The sequence below is a fragment of the Anoxynatronum buryatiense genome, assembly GCF_900182905.1.
In the GTDB taxonomy this organism is placed as follows: Bacteria; Bacillota; Clostridia; order Peptostreptococcales; family Tindalliaceae; genus Anoxynatronum; species Anoxynatronum buryatiense.
Genome location: NZ_FXUF01000030.1, coordinates 1 through 3158, shown reverse-complemented (window position 1 = coordinate 3158; position 3158 = coordinate 1). Strand labels below are relative to the sequence as shown.

Annotated in this window: 2 rRNA genes; both read left to right on the top strand. The window is 52.7% G+C overall.

The window, feature by feature from the left end:
* Positions 1–46: 46 nt before the first annotated feature.
* A 23S ribosomal RNA gene (locus QOL74_RS18210) occupies positions 47–2990 on the top strand.
* A 40-nt stretch (positions 2991–3030) separates the two neighbouring features.
* A 5S ribosomal RNA gene (gene rrf, locus QOL74_RS18205) occupies positions 3031–3146 on the top strand.
* Positions 3147–3158: the final 12 nt, after the last annotated feature.

The window sequence follows — 3158 nt, the reverse complement described above, 5'->3', positions numbered from 1 at the left end:
AATTGTTCTTTGAAAACTGCATGATCGAATAGGCAAAGTAAGGCAAGGTCAAGGAAGAAAGAGCAAAGGGTGAATGCCTTGGCACCGGGAGCCGATGAAGGACGTGGTAAGCTGCGAAAAGCCACGGGGAGCTGCAAGCAAGCGTTGATCCGTGGATGTCCGAATGGGGAAACCCATGCAGGGAGAACCCTGCATATCCGTAGATGAATACATAGTCTGCGGAAGGGAAACTGGGGGAACTGAAACATCTAAGTACCCCAAGGAAGAGAAAGAAACATCGATTCCCTGAGTAGCGGCGAGCGAAAGGGGAAGAGCCCAAACCATGCAGTTTCGGCTGTGTGGGGTTCGGGCATCTTCAATACAGGTCAAGTAGCTGTAGTTGAACAGTCTGGGAAGGCTGGCGAAACAGGGTGAGAGCCCCGTAAACGAAACGGCGAAAGAGCTGGGAGATGACCCAGAGTACCACGGGACACGAGAAACCCCGTGGGAATGAGGGGGGACCACCCCCCAAGGCTAAATACTACCCGGTGACCGATAGCGAATAGTACCGTGAGGGAAAGGTGAAAAGAACCCCGGAAGGGGAGTGAAACAGAACCTGAAACCCTTTGCTTACAAGCTGTGGGAGCATTTTTAACGAATGTGACCGCGTACTTTTTGTAGAACGGGCCAACGAGTTGCGATTGGTAGCAAGGTTAAGTTCTTAAGGAACGGAGCCGCAGCGAAAGCGAGTCTTAAAAGGGCGAATAAGTTACCGGTTGCAGACCCGAAACCGTGCGATCTACCCATGGCCAGGTTGAAGCGGAAGTAAAATTTCGTGGAGGACCGAACCAGGTGACGTTGAAAAGTCATTGGATGAGCTGTGGGTAGGGGAGAAATTCCAATCGAGCACGGAGATAGCTGGTTCTCGCCGAAATAGCTTTAGGGCTAGCCTTGGAGAAGAACTGCTTAGGAGGTAGAGCACTGAATGGTCAAGGGGCCTTCACCGGTTACCAACACCTATCAAACTCCGAATGCCAAAGCAGCCGCTCCAGGAGTCAGACTGCGAATGATAAGATCCGTAGTCGAGAGGGAAACAGCCCAGACCAACAACTAAGGTCCCAAAGTGTATGTTAAGTGGAAAAGGATGTGGGATCGCAAAGACAACCAGGATGTTGGCTTAGAAGCAGCCATACATTTAAAGAGTGCGTAATAGCTCACTGGTCCAGGGATCCTGCGCCGAAGATAACCGGGGCTAAAACATACCACCGAAGTTTTGGATACGTCGTAAGACGTATGGTAGGCGAGCAATGTGTGCGGGGAGAAGTTTAACTGTAAAGTTAGGTGGACTGCACACAAGAGAGAATGTTGGCATGAGTAACGAGAGGCAGGTGAGAAACCTGCCCGTCGAAAACCCAAGGTTTCCTGAGGAAGGCTCGTCCGCTCAGGGTCAGTCGGGACCTAAGCCGAGGCCGAAAGGCGTAGGCGATGGACAACAGGTTGAGATTCCTGTACCACCGACATTCGTTTGAGAGAAGTGGGGACACAGGAGGATAGGCCGAGCGCGCGGTTGGTAGAGCGCGTCCAAGCTGGTAGGGAGATCTGGTAGGCAAATCCGCCGGGTCATATCCTGAGAAGTGATGGGGAGCGAAATTAGAGTAGCGAAGCGGTTGAATCCACACTGTCAAGAAAAGCCACTATCGAGAATGAAGGTGCCCGTACCGCAAACCGACACAGGTGGGTGAGGAGAGAATCCTAAGACGAACGGGAGAACTATTGTTAAGGAACTCGGCAAAATGACCCCGTAACTTCGGGAGAAGGGGTGCCGGGAGAGGTGAATAATTTACTTAGTAAGCCTCATCCGGCCGCAGAGAATAGGCCCAAGCGACTGTTTAGCAAAAACACAGGTCTCTGCAAAGTCGAAAGACGAAGTATAGGGGCTGACGCCTGCCCGGTGCTGGAAGGTTAAGGGGAAGAGTTAGGGTAACCGAAGCTCGGAACTGAAGCCCCAGTAAACGGCGGCCGTAACTATAACGGTCCTAAGGTAGCGAAATTCCTTGTCGGGTAAGTTCCGACCCGCACGAAAGGCGTAACGATTTGGGCGCTGTCTCAACAATAGACCCGGTGAAATTGTAATACCAGTGAAGATGCTGGTTACCTGCGACAGGACGGAAAGACCCCGTGGAGCTTTACTGCAGCCTGACATTGGATTTTGGTACTGAATGTACAGGATAGGTGGGAGACTGAGAAGCCGGAACGCCAGTTTCGGTGGAGTCGACGTTGGGATACCACTCTTTGAGTACTGGAATTCTAACCAAGTACCGTGAACCGGTACTGGGACACTGTCAGGCGGGCAGTTTGACTGGGGCGGTCGCCTCCCAAAGAGTAACGGAGGCGCTCAAAGGTTCCCTCAGCACGGTCGGAAATCGTGCGAAGAGTGTAAAGGCATAAGGGAGCTTGAATGCGAGACATACAGGTCGAGCAAGGACGAAAGTCGGACTTAGTGATCCGGTGGTACCGCGTGGAAGGGCCATCGCTCAACGGATAAAAGCTACCCCGGGGATAACAGGCTTATCTCCCCCAAGAGTCCACATCGACGGGGAGGTTTGGCACCTCGATGTCGGCTCATCACATCCTGGGGCTGAAGTAGGTCCCAAGGGTTGGGCTGTTCGCCCATTAAAGTGGTACGCGAGCTGGGTTCAGAACGTCGTGAGACAGTTCGGTCCCTATCCGTCGCAGGCGCAGGAAATTTGAGAGGGGCTGTCCTTAGTACGAGAGGACCGGGATGGACATACCGCTGGTGAACCAGTTGTTCTGCCAAGGGCATCGCTGGGTAGCTACGTATGGCAGGGATAAGTGCTGAAGGCATCTAAGCACGAAGCCCGCCTCAAGATGAGATTTCCCACTACGAGAGTAGGTAAGACCCCAGAAAGACGATCTGGTTGATAGGTCGGAGGTGGAAGTGCAGCAATGCATGGAGCTGACCGATACTAATGGTACGAGGACTTGACCAAAAGCCTAAAAACGATCATGCAGTTTTGAGGGAACAAAAGGAGTCGTGGCTACAGCGAAGGGGAAACACCTGTTTCCATCCCGAACACAGCCGTTAAGCCCTTCAGCGCTGATGGTACTGGGACGTGAAGTCCTGGGAGAGTAGGTCGCTGCGACTCCTTACCTTCTAA